This is a genomic window from Modicisalibacter coralii (genome assembly GCF_004117855.1).
GTDB classification, from domain to species: Bacteria; Pseudomonadota; Gammaproteobacteria; order Pseudomonadales; family Halomonadaceae; genus Modicisalibacter; species Modicisalibacter coralii.
Map to the genome: position 1 here is coordinate 211,531 of NZ_QWBW01000007.1, position 17,520 is coordinate 229,050.

At 63.8% G+C, this 17,520-nt stretch carries 18 protein-coding genes and 1 tRNA gene; 15 read left to right on the top strand and 4 right to left on the bottom strand.

From position 1 onward, the window contains the following. The first annotated feature begins 170 nt into the window (after positions 1-170). The 12 genes from D0901_RS03120 (at position 171) to D0901_RS03180 (ending at position 11,366) form a co-directional block, all read left to right on the top strand. The gene (locus tag D0901_RS03120; RefSeq protein ID WP_129138824.1) at positions 171-2,789 is read left to right on the top strand and encodes a DNA methyltransferase; all 2,619 of its coding nucleotides are present in this window, start codon (positions 171-173) and stop codon (positions 2,787-2,789) included. After that, complete coding sequence (locus D0901_RS03125) at positions 2,786-2,980, top strand: hypothetical protein (protein ID WP_129138825.1); 195 nt, start codon at positions 2,786-2,788, stop codon at positions 2,978-2,980. Before D0901_RS03120 ends, D0901_RS03125 begins: the two co-directional genes overlap by 4 nt. Position 2,981: 1 nt before the next feature. Further along, positions 2,982-3,908 carry a recombination-associated protein RdgC gene (locus D0901_RS03130; protein ID WP_129138826.1) on the top strand — a complete coding sequence of 309 codons (927 nt, stop codon included), beginning with the start codon at positions 2,982-2,984 and terminating at the stop codon, positions 3,906-3,908. 17 nt (positions 3,909-3,925) lie between these two features. Beyond that, positions 3,926-4,558 (top strand): hypothetical protein, encoded by a 633-nt coding sequence (locus D0901_RS03135; RefSeq protein WP_129138827.1) that lies wholly within the window; start codon positions 3,926-3,928, stop codon positions 4,556-4,558. Continuing rightward, positions 4,555-6,354, top strand: coding sequence for a DNA cytosine methyltransferase (locus D0901_RS03140; RefSeq protein WP_129138828.1), 1,800 nt, complete (start codon positions 4,555-4,557; stop codon positions 6,352-6,354). The genes D0901_RS03135 and D0901_RS03140 overlap by 4 nt, the downstream gene beginning before the upstream one ends. Before the next feature lie 8 nt (positions 6,355-6,362). Further along, positions 6,363-6,707, top strand: a complete 345-nt coding sequence (locus tag D0901_RS03145; protein ID WP_129138829.1) for a chromosome partitioning protein ParB — start codon at positions 6,363-6,365, stop codon at positions 6,705-6,707. A 9-nt stretch (positions 6,708-6,716) separates the two neighbouring features. Beyond that, positions 6,717-6,992, top strand: a complete 276-nt coding sequence (locus tag D0901_RS03150) for a MazG-like family protein (RefSeq protein ID WP_129138830.1) — start codon at positions 6,717-6,719, stop codon at positions 6,990-6,992. A 9-nt stretch (positions 6,993-7,001) separates the two neighbouring features. Beyond that, on the top strand, positions 7,002-7,472 hold the full coding sequence (locus D0901_RS03155) for a hypothetical protein (protein WP_129138831.1): 471 nt from the start codon (positions 7,002-7,004) through the stop codon (positions 7,470-7,472). Positions 7,473-7,611: 139 nt separating this feature from the next. Continuing rightward, positions 7,612-8,127: a hypothetical protein gene (locus D0901_RS03160; protein ID WP_129138832.1), complete on the top strand. Its 516-nt coding sequence runs from the start codon at positions 7,612-7,614 to the stop codon at positions 8,125-8,127. A gap of 63 nt (positions 8,128-8,190) precedes the next feature. Continuing rightward, positions 8,191-8,457, top strand: a complete 267-nt coding sequence (locus tag D0901_RS03165) for a helix-turn-helix transcriptional regulator (RefSeq protein WP_129138833.1) — start codon at positions 8,191-8,193, stop codon at positions 8,455-8,457. Between the two features lie 545 nt (positions 8,458-9,002). Next, on the top strand, positions 9,003-10,718 hold the full coding sequence (locus D0901_RS03170; RefSeq protein WP_162500812.1) for a PilZ domain-containing protein: 1,716 nt from the start codon (positions 9,003-9,005) through the stop codon (positions 10,716-10,718). A 357-nt stretch (positions 10,719-11,075) separates the two neighbouring features. Continuing rightward, positions 11,076-11,366 carry a hypothetical protein gene (locus D0901_RS03180; protein ID WP_129138835.1) on the top strand — a complete coding sequence of 97 codons (291 nt, stop codon included), beginning with the start codon at positions 11,076-11,078 and terminating at the stop codon, positions 11,364-11,366. A gap of 270 nt (positions 11,367-11,636) precedes the next feature. Here the strand turns inward: D0901_RS03180 and D0901_RS20865 are convergent, their stop codons facing one another. Together D0901_RS20865 and D0901_RS03190 are read right to left on the bottom strand one after the other, a co-directional pair. Further along, positions 11,637-11,813 (bottom strand): hypothetical protein, encoded by a 177-nt coding sequence (locus tag D0901_RS20865; protein ID WP_162500813.1) that lies wholly within the window; start codon positions 11,811-11,813, stop codon positions 11,637-11,639. A 113-nt stretch (positions 11,814-11,926) separates the two neighbouring features. After that, positions 11,927-12,643, bottom strand: coding sequence for a GntR family transcriptional regulator (locus tag D0901_RS03190; protein ID WP_129138836.1), 717 nt, complete (start codon positions 12,641-12,643; stop codon positions 11,927-11,929). Between the two features lie 302 nt (positions 12,644-12,945). Between D0901_RS03190 and D0901_RS03195 the strand changes: the two genes are divergently transcribed. The 3 genes from D0901_RS03195 (at position 12,946) to D0901_RS03205 (ending at position 16,735) form a co-directional block, all read left to right on the top strand. Further along, positions 12,946-13,710 (top strand): SDR family oxidoreductase, encoded by a 765-nt coding sequence (locus D0901_RS03195; protein WP_129138837.1) that lies wholly within the window; start codon positions 12,946-12,948, stop codon positions 13,708-13,710. A gap of 88 nt (positions 13,711-13,798) precedes the next feature. Then, a complete protein-coding gene (locus D0901_RS03200; protein ID WP_162500814.1) occupies positions 13,799-14,791 on the top strand; it encodes a TRAP transporter substrate-binding protein in 993 nt (330 codons plus the stop codon). Between the two features lie 78 nt (positions 14,792-14,869). Further along, on the top strand, positions 14,870-16,735 hold the full coding sequence (locus D0901_RS03205) for a TRAP transporter large permease (protein WP_129138839.1): 1,866 nt from the start codon (positions 14,870-14,872) through the stop codon (positions 16,733-16,735). 153 nt (positions 16,736-16,888) lie between these two features. On the opposite strand, the gene D0901_RS03210 is transcribed toward D0901_RS03205, so the two are convergent. Further along, positions 16,889-17,146 (bottom strand): hypothetical protein, encoded by a 258-nt coding sequence (locus D0901_RS03210; protein WP_129138840.1) that lies wholly within the window; start codon positions 17,144-17,146, stop codon positions 16,889-16,891. 237 nt (positions 17,147-17,383) lie between these two features. Beyond that, a tRNA-Ala gene (locus D0901_RS03215) sits at positions 17,384-17,459 on the bottom strand. Positions 17,460-17,520: the final 61 nt, after the last annotated feature.

Below are 17,520 nucleotides of genomic sequence, written 5' to 3' on the forward strand. Positions count from 1 at the left end.
GGTGTCGCCCTCACCGGCGCCAGCCCGCTGCCCTTGGACAGGCAGCACCCTCAATTCCTTGCATACCTCGCCCGGCGACGGCCGGGCGCTTTTTCGTCCCAGTGCAGCGGTCAAGGATTCCTTGACGACTGATCCCTGACCGGTGCGCTGGCACAACGACGGAGACCCTCATGGACTACCAGCAATTCCTCGAGGCCAAGGTGCCGCCGGCGCCGGTGTTCGGCGCGCCGGTCGCCACGGCCGATCTCAACCCAGTGTTGAAGGACCACCACCGCGCCATGGTGCAGTGGCTGGTCGACGGCGGGCGCCGAGGCTGTTTCGCCAGCTTCGGCCTGGGCAAGTCGGTCATCCAGCTGGAGACGGTGCGGATCTGCCGGGAGCGCGCCGGCGGCATGGTACTGATCGTCATCCCCCTGGGTGTGCGGCAGGAATTCATCCGCGACGCCTGGATGCTGCGCACCGGCGATCACCCGCACATCACCGATGACCAGCGCCAGCAACTGGGCGCCTGGCTGGGCGACGAGCCGGAACGGCGGGCGCCGGTACCGAAGTTTATTCGGCGCATCGAGGAAGCGAAGGACCCCGAGGGCATCTACCTCACCAACTACGAGACGGTGCGCGACGGCAAGCTCGACCCGCGGGCCTTCAGCGTGGCATCGCTCGACGAAGCGTCCTGCCTGCGCGGCTTCGGCGGCACGAAGACGTTTCGCGAGTTCATGGCCCTATTCGCCGGTGACGATCGCCAGACCGGGGTGAAGCGGCCGGGCATCCCCTACCGCTTCGTGGCCACGGCCACGCCCAGCCCCAACGACTACATCGAGCTGCTCGCCTACGCGGCCTTCCTGGGGATCATGGATGTCGGCCAGGCCAAGACGCGCTTCTTCCGCCGCAACAGCGAGAAGGCCGACAAGCTCACCATCCACCCCCACAAGGAGCGCGAGTTCTGGTTGTGGGTCGCCAGCTGGGCCCTGTTCGTCCAGCGTCCCAGTGACCTGGGATTCAGCGACGAGGGCTACGAACTGCCGGAGCTCGACATCCGCTGGCACGAGATCCCCAGCGACCACAGCGAGGCCGGCAGCGAGAAGGACGGCCAGGGGCGGCTCTTCGCCAACGCGGCGATCGGCGTGGTCGACGCCGCCCGGGAGAAACGCCACAGCCTCGAGGCTCGGGTCGCCAAGTTGATGGATCTCCGCGCCGAAGATCCCGGCGCCCACCGGCTGATCTGGCACGACCTCGAGGCCGAGCGGCACGCCATCGAGAAGGCGATACCGGGCATCACCAGCGTCTACGGCAGCCAGGACCTCGACGAGCGCGAGGCGGCGATCATCGACTTCAGCGAGGGCCGCTACCCGGAACTGGCAGCCAAGCCCTCCATCGCCGGCAGCGGCTGCAACTTCCAGCGCTTCTGCTGGTGGGCGGTGTTCCTCGGCATCGGCTTCAAATTCAACGATTTCATCCAGGCGATCCACCGCCTGCAGCGCTTCCAGCAGACGCACCAGGTGCGCATCGACCTCATCTATACCGAGGCCGAGATCCAGGTGCAGCAGGAGCTGCAACGCAAGTGGCGCCAGCACGAGCACCAGGTGGAGACCATGAGCAAGATCATTCGCGAGTTCGGCCTCACCCAGCACGCCCTCAACGACCAGTTGGCCCGGTCGCTAGGCATCGAGCGCGTCGAGGCCTCGGGCGACGGCTACACGGTGGTCAACAACGACTGCGTGCTGGAGACCCGGGCGATGGCCGAGAACAGCATCGACCTGATCGTCACCAGCATCCCGTTCTCGACCCAGTACGAGTACAGCCCCAGCTACAACGACTTCGGCCACACCGACGACAACGCCCACTTCTGGGCGCAGATGGACTACCTGGTACCGGAGCTGCTGCGGGTGCTCAAGCCTGGCCGGGTCGCGGCGATTCACGTCAAGGACCGCATCGTGCCCGGCGGCATCAACGGCCTGGGCTTTCAGACGGTGCACCCGTTCAGTGACGAGACGATCGCCAACTTCATCAAGCACGGCTTCGCGCTGCTGGCCCGCAAGACGATCGTCACCGACGTGGTGCGCGAGAACAATCAGACCTACCGGCTGGGCTGGACCGAGCAGTGCAAGGACGGCAGCCGGATGGGCAACGGAACCCCGGAATACCTGCTGGTGTTTCGCAAGCCGCCCAGCGACCCCAGCAATGGCTACGCCGACGAGCCGGTGGTCAAGGACAAGGCCGAGTACAGCCGGGCGAGGTGGCAGATGGACGCCCACGGCTTCATGCGATCGAGCGGTGACCGGCTGCTCAACCCCGCCGAACTCGAGGGCATGGACCAAGCCGCCATCTTCCAGCTGTTCAAGCGCCACAGCCTTGAGGAGGTCTACGACTTCCGCCACGACGTGAAGATCGCCGAGGCGGTCGACGAGACCGGCTGGCTGCCGACCACCTTCATGCTGCTGCAGCCGCAGTCCTGGCACCCCGACGTGTGGGCCGACGTGGTGCGGATGCGCTCGCTGAACACCAGCCAAGCCAGCAAGGGCAAGGAACAGCACCTGTGCCCGCTGCCCTTCGACATCGTCGAGCGCTGCATCGAGCAGTACAGCATGAAGGGCGAGGAAGTGTTCGACCCCTTCGGCGGCCTAATGACCGTCCCCTACTGCGCCATCAAGGCCGGACGGCGCGGCCGCGGCTGCGAACTCAGCCCCGCCTACTTCATGGACGGCGCCGGCTACTGCGCGGCGGCCGCCAAGGAAATGTCCATGCCGTCGCTATTCGACGCGCTCGAGGAAGAGGAGAACGCTGCATGACCATCACCACCACCGTCCAGTGTGACGCGCTCAACTGCTGCGCCGAACGGGAAATCGAGGACGCCTACGACTCGTCTGTGACCGCCGCTGGCTGGCACGTCGATCCCAACGATGGATACCAGCACTACTGCCCCAGGTGCTGGCCGGTCGTGAAGAAAGAGCTCGAAGAACTGGAAGAGGAGGATGCCTGATATGTGGTTCAAACACCTCCACCTCTACCGCGTCCACGACCTTCCCGTCCTGCCGCTCCGTGACCTGGGCGCCTGTCTGGCTGAATCCTCCTACCGGCCGCTCGGTGGCAGCGAGGCCAAGCGCATCGGCTGGGCCGCCCCGGCCGGGCGCGGTAGCGAGCAGCTGGTCCACCAGGTCAAGGGCCACCGGCTGCTCTCCGCCCTGCTCCAGGAACGCATCCTGCCCGCCTCCGTGGTCCGCGAGGAACTCGAAGCGCGCGTCTCCGATCGCGAGGCCAGCGAGGGGCGCCCGCTGCGCCGCCAGGAGAAGCAGGCCCTCAAGGAACAGATCTACGAGGAGTTCCTGCCCCGCGCCTTCGTGCGCACCCAGCGCATCGACCTGTGGTGGGACACCGAGCGCCAACTCATCGCCGTCAACGCCGCCAGCCGGGCCCGGGCCGAGGACGTGCTCGACCTGCTGCGCCAGACCCTGGGTTCGCTCAAGGTCACGCCGCTGGCCACCAAGGTGACGCCAGTACGCGCCATGACCGACTGGCTGCGCCAGCCCGAGGATCGCCCGGCCTGGCTGGAGATCGGCGACCAGGTTCAGCTCAAGGCCACCGGCGACGAGAGCACCATCGCCGGTCGGCATGCCGATCTCGACGCCGAGGACATTCAAGCCGCGCTGGAAGCCGGCCGCCAGGTCACCCGCATGGCGATCACCATCGACGAGCGCGTCTCCTGCGTCCTTCACGACGACCTGGCCATCAAGTCGCTGCGCTTCGCCGACGGGGCGCTCGACGAGGCCGCCCAGGTCGAGGACGACGGCGACCCGGTCGTGCGCCTCGAGGCCGACTTCACGCTGATGACCGGCGCCCTGCGCGCCAGCATCGAGCAACTCATCCACGGCCTGGGCGGCGAGACTCAGCCCGCGGCCGCTACCCCATAACGACAATGGAGGGAGTCATGCATCCGATCCTCGAACGCTTCCAGCGGGACGTAGCCAGCCACCAGATGGAAGTCCTGCACGATGACGGCCTGTATCGCCACCTACGGTTTTCGCGGGACGGCTCCAGCGCATACCACTTCAACATCACCACCTGGCCGGGCTATCTAGCAATCACTGGCGACATGGGCGATTTCGTGTTCTCCCGCGTGCAGGACATGTTCGCCTTCTTCCGTGACGAGCCGGGGCGGCTGGGCATCAACCCCGGCTACTGGGCCGAGAAGATTCAGGCCGGCGCCAGCACTCCCGATCGATCCCTGTACATGGACTGGGACGAGAAGGCTTTCAAGCAGCGAGTTGTCGAAGAGTACAAGCGCTGGCTGGAATCTAACGGGCCTCTGGACCCGGAAGTGTCCAGTGACCTCAAGGACCAGATTCGTGAGGAGATACTCGACGAAGCCCATTCCGAAGAGCTCGCGTGCGTGGCTGTGGCCAATTTCCACTCTGATGACGCGCCGGATCTGTTCGATGACTTCCTGATGGAACTGGGCAGCTCCTGTCACGAATACAGCTTCCACTATCTCTGGTGCTGCTGGGCCATCGTCTGGGGGGTCTCCCGCTATGACGAGCAGCGGGAGGCGGCCGCGGCATGAGCAACCTGACCGAGATCCGTCACTTCCATCTGTTCTGCGGCCTCGGCGGCGGTGCCGCTGGCTTCAACCGTGGGCACGCCCGGGTCGGCACCATGGAGGCGCGATTCCGCTGCATCGGCGGCATCGACTCCGACCCGGCGGCCATCGCTGACTTCGGCCGGCTGACCGGGACTCCAGGAACGGTGCTCGACCTGTTCGACCGTGACCAGTACCAGGCCTTCCACGACGCCGAGCCGCCGGCAGACTGGCGAGAAGCCACGCCGGCCGACATTCAGGCCGCCGCCGGCAATGAGCGCCCGCACATCGTCTTCCTTTCGGCGCCCTGCAAGGGCTTCTCCGGACTGCTCTCGCAATCGCGCAGCACCACACCCAAGTATCAGGCCCTCAACCGGCTGACATTGAGGGGCATGTGGCTGACGCTGGAAGCCTTCGCCGACGATCCGCCCGAGCTGATCATCTTCGAGAACGTCCCGCGCATCGCGAACCGTGGCCGGCCGCTGCTCGACAAGATCGTCGCCATGCTCGAGCACTACGGCTATGCCGTGGCAGAGACGACCCACGACTGCGGAGAGATCGGCGGACTCGCGCAGAGTCGCAAGCGCTTCCTGCTCGTCGCCCGCCACCAGGAGAAGGTGCCGCCCTTCCTCTACGAGCCAGTCAAGCGTCCGCTGCGCGCCGTTGGCCAGGTACTGGGCGAGATGCCCCTACCTGGGGACGAGCTGGCCGGCCCGATGCACCGGGTGCCTCGCCTGCAGTGGAAGACCTGGGTTCGCCTGGCGTTCGTCGAGGCCGGTAGCGACTGGCGATCGCTGAACAAGCTGGCCGTCGAGGATGGCCACCTGCGGGACTACCTGATCGTGCCCGACTACCGCTCGGGCTACCTGGGCGTGAACGACTGGCAGGAGCCGGCCGGCACGGTCGCCGGGCGGAGCGGGCCGAGCAACGGCGCCTTCTCGGTCGCGGATCCGCGCTTCGACCAGTCGGCACGATGGAAAGACGGCCAGGCCTACGGCGTGCGGCGCTGGGACGAGGCCACCGGGGCCGTCACCGGTCAGCAATCACCCGGGCAGGGAACATTCAGCGTGGCGGACCCGCGGCTCAGCGGCATCCGACACAACAACGTCTTCCGCATCATGCCTTGGGTGGCGACCAGCCAAGCCGTAACCGCCGGCGGCGGGCCCACGGCCGGCGGGCTGGCGGTGGCTGACCCGCGCGGCGCCACCTTCGCCGGCAAGTACCAGGTGACCCCATTCAACCGCGCAGCCGGCACAGTCATCTCGGGCAGCACCACCGGTCAGGGAGCCTTCGCCGTCGCCGATCCTCGCCCCGGTCTGCGCCGCGGGAAAGGAGACGCCTGGCTGGAAGGCGGACATTACGGGGTCGTGCCTTGGTCGTCGAGGTGCGGCGCTGTCTCCGGATCGGCCCGGCAGGACAACGGCTCATGGTCAGTAGCCGACCCTCGGCTACCGGCGGCCACCGACAAGCTGGTTGCGGTGATTCGCGCACTGGACGGCACATGGCACCGCCCTTTCACCACGCTCGAACTCGCAGCCCTGCAGGGGCTGGTTGACCCCACCGAGCAGCTCGAACTCGACGGACTGAACGACAGCGCCTGGCGGGAACGCATCGGCAATGCGGTACCCCGCAAGGCCGCCGAGGCGATCGCCGGCGTGATGGGCACCACCCTGCTGCTGGCCTGGAGCGGCGAGACGTTCGCCCTGGGCTCGACGCCGATCTGGGTTCGCAACGCCGCGATGGCCCTTTCCGTTCAACAGCCGGCGAAAGCCGAGGCATAGGAGAACACATGCCTGATGCCCCGCTGATCAGCAGCCAGCGCCATCTCGACCGCGCCAAGGTGCTGAACAAGGCCCGGACGTTCCGGATCTTCACCGTGAAGATCCACGAATGCGAGCTGCGCGGCCGGCGATACCGGATGGTCGTCGACGGTCATCACAATCTCGCCGCCGCCCGGGTGGCCGGTGTGGCGCCCCGCTTCAAACCCGTCAGCGAGAAGTTCCTGCGGAGCCTCGGCCGGCTGACACCTACCCAGCGCGAAGCGTTTCTGATCAACAACCTCAGCGACAGCGACCACTACTACGTCGAGACCGGCGAGGTGGTCGCCGAGTTGCTGCCGATCGCCGAGGCATAGGAGAACCCCATGGCAGACCTGACATTCGACACGCTGCGCCAGGCCAACATCACGCGCCAACAGGAGTGGCCCGGCTACGAACAGACCGACACCACCTTCAAGGCCCTGGAGGTATGCGGCGAGGCCGGCGAGTTGGCGGAGGCCGTCAAGAAGCTGGTCCGCGTCGAGCGAGGCATCGCCGGCACCACGGTGAACCTCGAGGCGGTCGCCGATGAACTGGCCGACGTGGTGATCAGCGTCGACCTACTTGCCGAGCACCTGGGCATCACTGACGAGGCCGCATAGGAGAACTCCATGGCGCGATACGCCGAAAACACCTCGGTCTCCAGCGAGCGCAGCCGCGCGGAGATCGAGCAGACCCTCGCCCGCTACGGGGCCGACGGGTTCATGTACGGCTGGGATGGCGGTACCGCGGTGCTGGCCTTTCAGATGCACGGCCGCCGCATCCGCTTCGACCTGACCATGCCCGACCGCAACGACGAGGCCTACACCCTCACCGAAACCGGCCGGGAGCGAGCGCCAGCCCAAGCCGCCAAGTCGTGGGAACAGGCATGCCGCCAGCGCTGGCGGGCCCTCGCCCTGGTCATCAAGGCCAAGCTCGAGGCGGTCGAGTCCGGCATCACGGTGTTCGAGGAGGAATTCCTGGCTCACATCGTGCTGCCCGGCGGCAACACGGTCGGCCGCTGGATGCTCCCGCAGGTCGAACTCTCCTACGAAACCGGGCAGATGCCGCCGCTGCTGCCCGGGCCAGACGACAAGAGGTGATTCATGGAACAGTGCAGCGAATACGACCCCGAAAGCCGCACCTGCCGATCTAGATGGCCGGTAACCTCGAGGAAGAACCACCGTCCCAGTTCCTGCAGGAAGACGGCAAGCCGAAAGGATTTCCCAAGGAGCCCACCGCGTGACCCCGACCCACACCCACACCACCCAGGGCGGCCGTTTCGAGCTGGTCAGCGAGTCGACCGGGGCCGGCCCGCTCGAGGGCCAGGCGCTGGTCATCTATCACGACCTCGACCGAGACGTGCAGAGCGTCACCACCAGCGCCGACTGGCGCCAGCACTGGCGGTCGATCGCCGCCGACGACTGCACCGTCTGCCTCGGATCCGGTACCGACCAGATCAAAGGCAACAAGAGTCAGCCGTGCGGCGGCTGCTTCGGGCTGGGGAAAGTGCGCCAGGACGGCGAGACGCCGGCCGGCGAATGGCAGGTGGCCGACGTCGCGCTGGGCGTCATCCGGCGCCAGCAGCGGATCATCGAGCAGCGGGACCAGGTGCTAGCGTTCCCCGAAGTGCAGGCAGCGTTGAAGGCGCGAAAGGAGAAGAAGGGAAAGGAGCCGGCCGACTGGGTCCAGCGGGAACAGCAATGGCGGGAAAGTGGCGGCCGCGGGCACGGCGGTCGGCGCCACGTCGGAGATTGAGCGACTGCATCGGGGTCCACGCGGCCGGCGACGGCCAGGCAGGAAGGTACACAGGAGAGGAATATGGCGAACGCCCAACGAAAAGACGCTCAGGAGTGGATCGACCCACGGTTCGTGCAGATCTCTCGGACCGAGGCGGCGAGGATCCTCGGGCGGAGCCCTACAGAGTTCGACCGGATGCGGAAGAACGACCCCGAGTGCCCGAAGGGTTTCAAGGATGGGAACGACCGCGGTGCGCGGGTGAGGTTTCGCTTGTCAGACGTCTACGCTTACAGCGACACTCTGATGAGTCGCGGTAGCAACGACGCTGGAGATGGGGAAGGCGAGTGATTCCGAGGGTCGGCGTTGGCAGCAGGCAGCAGCGTCGACCTTGTACACCCACGTGTAGACCAACCTCGAAATCCGCTTATAAAGCATTGATTTAATTAGGCGGTTTGTGTCTCCCCATCCGCACCAAAACCCCGTTTAAAACCAAGACATTACCGAAATAGACATAGCCAGCATTGGCTCACCATGGTCAGTTCTTGGCATGCCTTGGTTCAGCTTTTCCACCGCCCCTGGCTGGCCCCACTCGCCACCCCACCAGCCCCTTCCGTTTCGAATGCCTCATGTTCGATCAGGCCTTCTTCCGGCTGATGACCACCGCAGCGCTGAATATCGTCGTCATAGTGTAATCCGCATATAGGCTTCGCAAGTTAATATTTCACCCCCTATCAATTGACCTTACAAAACCACACAAAGCAAAAAGAAAAGGCGCTCAATGACTTAGCAAAACAGCAAAAAAAACCAATATTGACTTAGACTTCCACCGAATGGATATTCCAGGAAACTACAATAAAAACATGAGAGCCGATGGGTCACACGGGGGAATGCCCATGCCATTTTTGACCGGATACAATAATTTTGCCTATGCCATCGAAACGATCCTCAACAAGGGACATAATGTCTATATCTTGTCAAAATACGAACCACAGACTCTCCCGGCCACCATTCTGGAAGTCGACGCCGCCACTGGTAAGCTTCTTATAGAAGCACATTTCGATCAGGACAAGCTCGAGCGCTTCGTCTGGAACGGCAAGATCAATATCGACATCGAAATAATGAAGGAGGAAGATGAACCCGAGACTCTCAGCCTGGAACGGATTCAGGCATCGGCCTCCAAGAAATCGGGTGACACCTATCGACTGAATTGCCAACTACCCAACTCGATCTTCGTGAAGGAAGCCCGGGGTAGTGTGCGCATCCCCTTCGTTCTCGGCATGAAAGCCAAGGCCAATATCGTCGTCTATGAAGGAGGAATGTCCCTCGCGGGCAGCGTCAAGAACTTGTCGATCGGTGGATGCCTGCTGGAAGTTGCCATCGAGGACAGCACGGCGCTCTCCGTCGGCCAGGACCTGGCCGAGGTACATATCGAATTCCCCAACTGTCAATCCTTCACCAGCCATGCAAGGGTACGCCACATGCGCCCGCTAGGTGGAGGGTTGCAAGCCGCGGTGGGCATCGAATTTCTCGACATATCTCCCGAGCTGCAGAAGGACCTCAGTCACTTTGTCAACGAGTGCGAACGCGAGTCTGCCCGTCGAACCGGTCTCAAGCCTCTCGAGATCGCCACTTCGGCGCTTTTCATTGCCAGCGGGAAGACGCGCCAGATGCTTCAGAAAGAGCGTCGGGAGCATCTCAAGGCTACCAAGCTACCGCCCATGGTTCAGGGGGTTCGCGAAGTCGCCAGACGGCTACAATTGTCGTTGATGTTCCTGAAAAACCATCGCGACTTCCCTCAGGAGATTATCTACGATTGTGCGGATACGCTTCTCTATCTGTTGTCCAAGGAGCGCAAGCAGCTCCTCTATGCGCTCTCCTACCTGACGAGCGCCCCAGACTGGGTCAGTCACACCCTGGTGACCAGCGTCCGCCTGGCCGATTACATGCTGGCTAGCCCTGCGCTTGCCCACAAGGCGCGCGGGGCCATGGTCGGCTCCTTGCTGCACGTCATGGGCAAGTCGCTGCTGCTCAACCGCGACCTGCCCTCGCTCAAGGTCTGCATGACTCCGACGCAGAAGGAGATACTGCGGGGGCATGTCACGGCGCTGCTCGCAAAGTTCGACGAGATAGACTGGCAGCCGGGTAGCATCTGCCTTGACGTGATTGTCAACGCCAACGAACGCCTGGACGGTAGCGGCTATCCGGCCGGCAAGCGCGGTGACGCGCTTTCTGATGAAGCCCGCTATATGGCCGTCGTCAAGATCATCGACAAGCTGACCCATCCCCGTAACGGGGCGCCGCCCCAGCCGCCAATCGATGCCTACCGCTGGGTCAACGAACATTCGCAGTGTTACGAACGGTCGATGTTGGTCGAGTACATCCAGACCTACGGGCTCTATCCGATCGGCATGCTGGCCCGGTATTCGCAGGGCTTTCTGGCCTGGATCGTCGATGTCGACCTCAAGGGCTTGCCGAATAAGGTACACGTCGTCAAGAACTTGCACTTCTCCGATACCTCGCTGGATATCAACCTGACCCAAAACGACTTCGGCCAGATCGGCAAGCTCGAAGGCATCGTCAATCCTGCCGACTACGACATTTCCCGTTAGGGAAATGCTTAATAAATCGACGAGCGAGATGAAGCGCGAGGCGCATGGAACGGAGAAAACGAGACATAACATGAAGTTAGGCGAGTTTTCGAGTACCACGCAACGAAGCGATTCGCTCGCGCAGGCATTTATGCAGCGTTTCCTTAGCAGCAGGGGGCTCGATCGCATGGAAGACGGAATGGCAACTCATGGGTACGTTTTGGCGAGCCAGGGCCTGAAGCCCGCCTCACCCATGAAACGCCGATGACAGTCATTGATTGAACGTTTGGCGTATTGAGGGGTGCCGCGTTGTTGCCGTACAAGCATCGAGGGCTCGCCCGATACGGACGGACAACGACAGGACCGCGGGAGGCAGACGTGACGGATCTGGAACTGGGCTTCGTGGCCATGCTCAATGCCGGCTACAAGGAAGTGACACGCGACACCACAGGCGGCCCCGTCGGAGCCCCGGATCAAGCCTGCGTGAATGCGTGCTTCCTGCGCAGCGACAGTGACGAACTGCATTTCGAGCGCGTCAGCCACGACCAGCTAGAGGCGCGATACGAGCCGGCGCTGGCCATCTATGCGGGCGCCCCGATCGGGGTATTCCTGCGATGCGCCTGGTGGGACAACGACTCGGCGCCGGTGGCGTGGGCGGACTGGGATTGAGGCTCGCCCCTTCGTTTGTCACCCGACTTCCTTGCCGGCTGAGGAAATGCTGAATAAATCGACGAGCGGGATGAAGCGCGAGGCGCATGGAACGCAGAAAATGAGGCATAACATGAAGTTAGGCGAGTTTTCGAGTACCACGCAACGAAGCGATTCGCTCGCGCAGGCATTTATGCAGCGTTTCCCTGAGTGCCGCCGCTTTTACCCGTGGCGTTGACACGTGACAGTGGATGCTGCCGGGGCCCGGTTACCGGCAGGCCACCCAGCGGGTCAGGCCTCGCGTTCGGGATGCGCGTTTCCACCCTGCCCCAGGTGATAGCTGCTGACCCCGGTTATCGTCCCGTCGATCAACTGACGTTCATCCTTTTCCGCCACGGCGGTCAACGGCATCAGGGCCGAGAGCACCACGGCGGCAATCGGCGAGAGAACCTTGTTGAGATACGGCATGACAGCCTCCTATCTATTAGCTTGCTATCAATATAGCCGATTCCAGCCCTCTCGTTAACCCCTTCGCTTCATCGCCCCCATAGGCTACGGCTATCGCGGGACGCTCGAGAGGCTCAACTCAGGTCATGGGTCAGCGGCTCGATGCTCACGTCGAAATGGTAAGGCTCCAGTTGCCTTTCCAGCGGCGCGAACATGTCGTCCATGAAGTCCATCAACCGCTGCGTGGCGGTAACGGCCGTCTCGCTGTCACGGGCGATGATCGCCTCGAGAATATGGACGTGCAGTTGCACGTTGTCGTGCACGCTGTCGTCGGTGCCCAGGTGGCTCTGATAGAGAAAGCCCAGCCGCCGAAAGATCGTGTGCAGGGGGCGCAACGAGCGCTCGACGAAGGGTTCGGCACAGGCATCGAGCAACAATCGATCCATGCGCTTGTCGAGTTCGTTGAACTGGCGCATGTCCTGGCTGGCCTCGACCTCCCGCAGCGCACGCGCCAGATAGTGCATCTGGTTGCGAACCAGCCCACTGGCATTGTCGATCGCCAGGCCGACGACGAAACACTCGAGGTGCCGGCGGATTTCGAGCAGGCGGCGTTCGCGAACCAGATCGATGGGCGTCACCCGCACCCCACGCCCGGCACGCACTTCCAGCAGCGTGTCGTCCGACAACTTTCTGATCGCCTCCAGCACCGGCGTGCGCCCCAGTTCCACCCGCTCCTGCAGGTCGGCCATGGTCATGAAGGCGCCCGGTTTCAGCTCCAGATGGGCAATCAGGGTCTCCAGCCGTTCGTAGGCCAGCTCGCCCTGAGACAGTCCTGATGACTCTGTTTTCATGGTCTTAACAATTCTTCACTGGTGAAGTGCGCTTACGCATTAGCCATAAGTATCATGGTATATCAAGGTATTGACCAATATATTTCTTAACAGGCGCTTGAGTCGAGCCCCCTAATTCACGACACATCGTCAGCCAATCATCCCGGCTGTGTGCTGTCCGAATCCGCCGGATAATCGCGCCATCCCGGCGCGGAATGGCCTGCGAAGCCAGATATGACTTGCGGCGTGAACGCCCTTCGGACGGGGTGCCAGTGCACCACAACATTTCAAGAATCGGCCCCACTCAGGAGGAGAAACGACCGATGAACCTATTCGACCTTTCCGGAAAGACGGCCCTCGTCACGGGCTCCTCGGGCGGCCTGGGCCATGCCATGGCGCGGGGACTGGCCGAGGCCGGGGCGCGCATCGTCTTGCATGGGCGCGACGCCGAAAAACTCGAGAAGGCACAGCAATCGCTACGCGATGCCGGTCACGAAGTCGCCGTGGCCTCCTTCGATGTCACCGACGAAAGTGGCATCGCCGAGGCGCTAGACGCACTGGAAGACAACGGCCTTTCGATCGACATCCTGGTCAACAATGCCGGCATGCAGTTGCGCAAGCCGATGGTCGACCTCGAACGAGACGAGTGGCAGAAGGTCATCGATACCAATCTCTCCAGTGCCTTTCTCGTCGGCCGTCAGGTTGCCCGTCGCCTGATCGAGCGAGGCCAGGGCGGCAAGGTGATCAACATCGGCTCGCTGATGAGCTCGGTGGCCCGCCCCACGGTGGCGCCCTATACCGCCGCCAAGGGCGGCATTCGTCTCTTGACCCAGTCGATGGCGGCCGAGTGGGCGGAACACGGCATCCAGGCCAACGCCATCGGTCCCGGCTACATGATCACCGAGATGACCCAGCCGCTGGTCGACGACAAGGCGTTCAACGACTGGATCATCGGCCGCACGCCGTCCCGGCGTTGGGGCACGCCCGATGACCTGGTCGGCACGGCGGTCTATCTCGCCTCGCCCGCCTCGAGCTACGTCAACGGGCAGATCATCTACGTCGACGGCGGCATGCTGGCCGTCCTCTGAGCGACTCGCGCCGACCGACCATGGCGGCCCCACCCACAACGACAACCCTCCACCGACGACCGGACGAACAACACAAGAGGTTCACGACATGTCGATCAAGCAACGCCTTCGCCAGTTCCCTGCACTGACACTGCTCGGGGCGGCCATGACCTTCGGCGGCAGCGCACTGGCCGCCGACTACAACGCCAAGCTGTCGCTCGATGTTCCGGAAGGCAACACCAAGTACGTGGCCGCCAAGCAGTTCGCCGACCTGGTGCGCGAAAAGACCCACCAGGATGTCGACATCAAGCTGTTTCCCAACAGCGTGCTCGGCGGCGAGAACGAGTCCGCGGAAGGCATCCGCCTGGGCTCCGTGCAGATGGGCATCATCACCAGTTCGGTGCTGACCTCCTGGGTGCCCGAGGTTCAGGTCCTCGACCTGCCCTATCTGATCAACAGCGACGAACAGGCCGTGGCGATCAACCAGCCCCTCACCGACGAGCTGGCACCCAAGTTCGCGGAACAGAACTTTCACCTGCTGGGGTTCTCGGTCAACGGTATCCGCCAGTTGATGAGCAGCTTCCCGATCCACTCGGTGGAAGACATTCAGGGCAAGAAGATGCGCGTCATCCAGAGCCCGCTGCACGTCGCCATGTGGCGCGCCGCCGGCGCCAATCCGACGCCGATCCCCGCGCCCGAGATCTACAACTCGATGCAGACCGGGGTGATCGACTTCTTCGACAACACCGCGACCAACTATCTGACCAACCGCTTCTACGAAGTCGCGCCCTACTACGTGAAGACCGGCCACGTCTACGCGATGGGCACCTGGGTGGTGTCGCAGAGCTGGTGGCAGCGCCTGCCCGAGGAGTACCAGCAGGCGATCACCGAGGCCGCTCACGAGGTGCAGGAAAAACTGCCGGCGATGCGCCAGAAGGATGACCAGGCGGCACTGGCCAAGACCGAAGAGGATGGTGCCACCGTCATCGAGATCGACGACAAGGGCCCCTGGAAGAAGGCCATGCAACCGGTCAAGGCGGAGTACATCGAGAAGATTCCCGACGGCAAGGCACTGGTCTCGCTGATCGAGAACGCCGACTGAGCCAGTCGACGGCCCCGTCATGACGACGGGGCCCCTGCGTTTCCCTTCCAATGGCATTGCCATTCTGGAGCCTACCGGATGTCCGCCTTTCGTCTTTCTCTCGCCCTGCCGTCGCTGGGGATCGGCCGTATCGCGACCGGTCTGGAGTCGGCGGTGCGCCTGCTGATCTTCGTCGACCTTCTGGCGATGACACTGGATGTGTTCGCCGGCGTGGTCTCGCGCTACGTGTTCAACGATGCCTTTTCCTGGACGGCCGAATTCGCGGTGTGGTCGTTCACCTGGCTGATCTTCCTCGGTGCAGCGCTGGGCATCCGCTACCAGCGTCACGTCGCCGCCGACTTCCTGCCGCAGAATCTGCCAGGCTGGCTGTCGGGCTCGCTCGGCTTCGCGCAGAGCCTGATCATGGCCCTGACGGTGCTGATGATGGTGTTCGGCGGCTATCAGCTCGCCACCCTGGTCGGCGGCGTCAGCGCCAGCCTCGAATGGCCCAAGGCCTACAAGTACGCCGTCATTCCGCTGTTCGGCGTGATCAGCCTGGTCTTCCTGCTGGCCCGCGACGCCGGGACCCTGCGGGTGCTCTTGCGCAACCTCCTGGCGCTGGTGCTGGCCGGCCTGCTCTATCTGGGCATGGACCACGGCCTGCTGGGTCCGCTTCAGGGCCTCTCGCCCAGCCTGATCATGCTGGTGGCCTTCTTCGTCGCCTTGAGCGTCGGCGTGCCAGTGTCGTTCTCGCTGATGTTCGGCGTCTTTCTGGCCAGCTCGGCCTCGTTCATTCTGCCGGCGCCGGCGGTGGTCCAAAACATGGTGACGGGGTCGACCAAGTTCATCCTGCTGGCGATTCCGTTCTTCCTGTCGACCGGCTATCTGCTCAACCTGGGCGGGCTGTCCACACGTCTGATCGACTTCGCCTCCAGCCTGGTCGGCCACCTGCGCGGCGGCCTGGCCCACGTCAACGTGCTCAACAGCCTGATGGTCGGCGGCATTTCCGGCTCGTCGAGCGCCGACGCCGCCAGCAGCACCAAGATCCTGGTTCCCGAGATGGTCCGGCGCGGCTATTCGCCGGCGTTCTCGTGCGCCGTCACCGCCTCCTCGGCGATCCTGCCCAACGTCGTGCCGCCGGCCATCGCCATGCTGGTGTACGCCTCGGTGGCCAACGTGTCCATCGCCCGGCTGTTCATGGCCGGCATCCTGCCGGCGATCCTCTGCGCCGGCGCCCTGATGGGGGTGGCCTACCTGATCTCGGTACGTCGCCATTACCAGACGGCCACGGCAAGGGCGCCCGGTAGCGAGATCTGGCGCACCTTCCTGCGCGCCCTGCCGGTGCTGGTGATCACCGTCGGCGTCCTCGGCGGCATCCGCTTCGGCGTCATCACCGCCACCGAGGCCGGTGTCGTGGCGCTGATCTGGACCTTCGTGCTCGGCAAGTGGGTGTTCCGCGCCTACGGCTGGGGCCGCTTCTATCGTGCCTTCGCGGAATGCGGCACCGACGCCGCACTGGTGGGCTTTCTGATCGCCGCCTCGGTGCCCTTCGCCTGGATCCTGATCGCCGAACAGGTGCCCCAGACCATCGTCGCCTGGGCAGGCAGCATCGCCGACGGCCAGTTCGGCCTGTTCGTCATCCTGCTGCTGGTACTGGCCGCCGCCGGGATGTTCCTCGACCTGACCCCGGCGATGCTGATCATCGCCCCGCTGTTCCTGCCGATGATGACCAACGCCGGCGTCGATCCGGTCCAGCTCGGCATCATCATGATCATCACCCTGCAACTGGGCGGTGTCTCGCCGCCGGTGGGGCTGCTGGTGTTCATCTCCTCGCAGATCGCCAAGGTCTCGCCCTCCGCGGTGTTCCGCGCCGTGACGCCGTTCATCGCCGCCGCGATGGGGGTCGTGCTGCTGCTGTGCCTCTTTCCGGGACTCACCCTGGGCATCTGGGAGCTGATGGAATAAGAGCCCGGCAAAGGGCTCACGCTAGCGGCGACGAAAAAAGGCCGGCCTGCCCCCTTCGGGCAGACCGGCCTTTTTGTCTCTTCTCCATCAGCACGACCAGCAGGACGCGGCGCCCGAGGGCGCGCATCAGGCCGCCGGGCCTGACGAGGGCGCCTAGGCGCTCAGCCGTTGCTCGGGCTCGGCCAGCACCTGCTTGAGATGAGCGACGTCCGCGGCGGTGCTCGCCTCGGTGAACTGCGCGAGCACTCGCTCCGCCTCGGCATGGATGGCGTTGCGAATGTAGTCGTCGTAGAGGGTGACGAAGCCTTCGCAGGCGCGGCAATAGAGCTCGTCGGTGAGCCCCGGATTACCGGTCCAGAAATTGGCTTCTTGACAATGCGGGCACGTGACTTGCCGGGTACGATTGAACATGATGGCCTCCTGCCAGATTGAGCGATCTCGAGCCACCCTGGCCCGAGTATCCCGTCGCGCCGACTCCTTCGGCGACTAACGAGTCTCTAGCATAAGACATCCGTGAACTTATACAAGGGCGGCGACGCACGATCGGAGAGCGACGCCGTGGCGACGACGGGATCCAACTGGAGGAATCGACCGGCAGCACACAACGAAAAAGCCGCCCGGCAATGCCGGACGGCTTTTCGAGAATCTTGGTGGAGCCTAGCGGGATCGAACCGCTGACCTCAACACTGCCAGTGTTGCGCTCTCCCAGCTGAGCTAAGGCCCCAATCGCGTTACCTGCCTGCCGTGTCGGCCTGCTTGGCAACGGCACGAATAGTACGCGACCA

What these genes read in the sequence shown, in the direction of transcription:
- D0901_RS03120 (WP_129138824.1), top strand. Translation starts at nt 171, where the DNA reads ATGGACTACCAGCAATTCCTCGAGGCCAAGGTGCCGCCGGCGCCGGTG.
- D0901_RS03125 (WP_129138825.1), top strand. Translation starts at nt 2,786, where the DNA reads ATGACCATCACCACCACCGTCCAGTGTGACGCGCTCAACTGCTGCGCC.
- D0901_RS03130 (WP_129138826.1), top strand. Translation starts at nt 2,982, where the DNA reads ATGTGGTTCAAACACCTCCACCTCTACCGCGTCCACGACCTTCCCGTC.
- D0901_RS03135 (WP_129138827.1), top strand. Translation starts at nt 3,926, where the DNA reads ATGCATCCGATCCTCGAACGCTTCCAGCGGGACGTAGCCAGCCACCAG.
- D0901_RS03140 (WP_129138828.1), top strand. Translation starts at nt 4,555, where the DNA reads ATGAGCAACCTGACCGAGATCCGTCACTTCCATCTGTTCTGCGGCCTC.
- D0901_RS03145 (WP_129138829.1), top strand. Translation starts at nt 6,363, where the DNA reads ATGCCTGATGCCCCGCTGATCAGCAGCCAGCGCCATCTCGACCGCGCC.
- D0901_RS03150 (WP_129138830.1), top strand. Translation starts at nt 6,717, where the DNA reads ATGGCAGACCTGACATTCGACACGCTGCGCCAGGCCAACATCACGCGC.
- D0901_RS03155 (WP_129138831.1), top strand. Translation starts at nt 7,002, where the DNA reads ATGGCGCGATACGCCGAAAACACCTCGGTCTCCAGCGAGCGCAGCCGC.
- D0901_RS03165 (WP_129138833.1), top strand. Translation starts at nt 8,191, where the DNA reads ATGGCGAACGCCCAACGAAAAGACGCTCAGGAGTGGATCGACCCACGG.
- D0901_RS03170 (WP_162500812.1), top strand. Translation starts at nt 9,003, where the DNA reads ATGCCATTTTTGACCGGATACAATAATTTTGCCTATGCCATCGAAACG.
- D0901_RS20865 (WP_162500813.1), bottom strand. Translation starts at nt 11,813, where the DNA reads ATGCCGTATCTCAACAAGGTTCTCTCGCCGATTGCCGCCGTGGTGCTC.
- D0901_RS03190 (WP_129138836.1), bottom strand. Translation starts at nt 12,643, where the DNA reads ATGAAAACAGAGTCATCAGGACTGTCTCAGGGCGAGCTGGCCTACGAA.
- D0901_RS03195 (WP_129138837.1), top strand. Translation starts at nt 12,946, where the DNA reads ATGAACCTATTCGACCTTTCCGGAAAGACGGCCCTCGTCACGGGCTCC.
- D0901_RS03200 (WP_162500814.1), top strand. Translation starts at nt 13,799, where the DNA reads ATGTCGATCAAGCAACGCCTTCGCCAGTTCCCTGCACTGACACTGCTC.
- D0901_RS03205 (WP_129138839.1), top strand. Translation starts at nt 14,870, where the DNA reads ATGTCCGCCTTTCGTCTTTCTCTCGCCCTGCCGTCGCTGGGGATCGGC.
- D0901_RS03210 (WP_129138840.1), bottom strand. Translation starts at nt 17,146, where the DNA reads ATGTTCAATCGTACCCGGCAAGTCACGTGCCCGCATTGTCAAGAAGCC.